Annotated in this window: 1 protein-coding gene; it reads left to right on the top strand. The window is 73.6% G+C overall.

Features of this window, described 5'->3' with window-relative positions; genetic code table 11:
- The coding region (locus tag EST54_RS33935; protein WP_153189274.1) for a SidA/IucD/PvdA family monooxygenase at window positions 1–863 on the top strand (863 nt) is incomplete at its 5' end.
- Between the last annotated feature and the right edge of the window lie 171 nt (window positions 864–1,034).

Genomic DNA, 1,034 nt, shown 5'->3' with positions numbered 1-1,034 from the left:
CCCCCGCCGTCCCCGTCATCCACTCCGCCGACTACCTCGACCACCGCGACCGCCTGCTCACCGCCGACCGCCTCACCATCATCGGCGCCGGCCAGTCGGGCGCCGAGATCTTCCTCGACCAGCTCCGCGCCCGCCCCGCCGGCCGCGAGGGCCTCCACTGGCTCGCCCGCACCCCCGCCTTCGCGCCCATGGAATACAGCAAAATCGGCCTGGAACACTTCACCCCCGACTACACCCGCTACTTCCACTCCCTCCCCGAACGCGTCCGCGACGCCCTCGTCCCCGGCCAATGGCAGCTCCACAAAGCCATCGACCACGACACCCTCGCCGCCATCCACGACGAGCTCTACCGCCGCACCCTCGACGGCGGCTGGCCCGACGCCACCCTCACTCCCGGCGTCTGCGTCCGCACCGCAGGCCGCGTCGGCGCCACCAAGATCGAACTCCACCTCGACCACACCCAGCAGGGCACCCGCTCCCGCCTCACCGCCGACGCCGTCATCCTCGCCACCGGCTACCGCGAAGCCCGGATGGACACCCTCCTCGCCGCCCTCGACCCCTACGTACGCCGGGACTCCGCCGAACGCCCCCGCATCGACGTGAACCACCGCCTGATCCTCGACCCCTCCGTCACCGGCTCGGTCTACGTCCAGAACGCCGAAACCCACACCCACGGCGTCGGCGCCCCCGACCTCGGCCTCGCCGCCTGGCGCAGCGCCACCATCCTCAACTCCCTCACCGACACCACCCCCTACCCGCTCCCCACCCGCACCGCCTTCACCACCTTTGGCCTGCCGCAGGCCCCGGCCGCACGCACCGGCACCGTCCCCCGCCAGGGCTCCACCCTCGTCCCCCGTGGCTGACCCCGCGGCGGCGATGTCCCGGCACCGCCGCCGCCCCGGCCACCGGCCGGCCTCAGAACCCCGAGGGGCGAGCGGCACCCCCACTCCGGCCGGAGATACGCCGGCAACGCGCACCAAAGCCTCCACCCGCGTGGGCAACGCACGTAGATTCAGCCGCAGCCCACCCGCCCC

It is taken from the genome of Streptomyces sioyaensis (assembly GCF_004122735.1).
Taxonomy (GTDB): Bacteria; Actinomycetota; Actinomycetes; order Streptomycetales; family Streptomycetaceae; genus Streptomyces; species Streptomyces sioyaensis.
The sequence above is the reverse complement of the archived record's forward strand: the minus strand, read 5'-3'. Positions and strand labels throughout refer to the sequence as shown.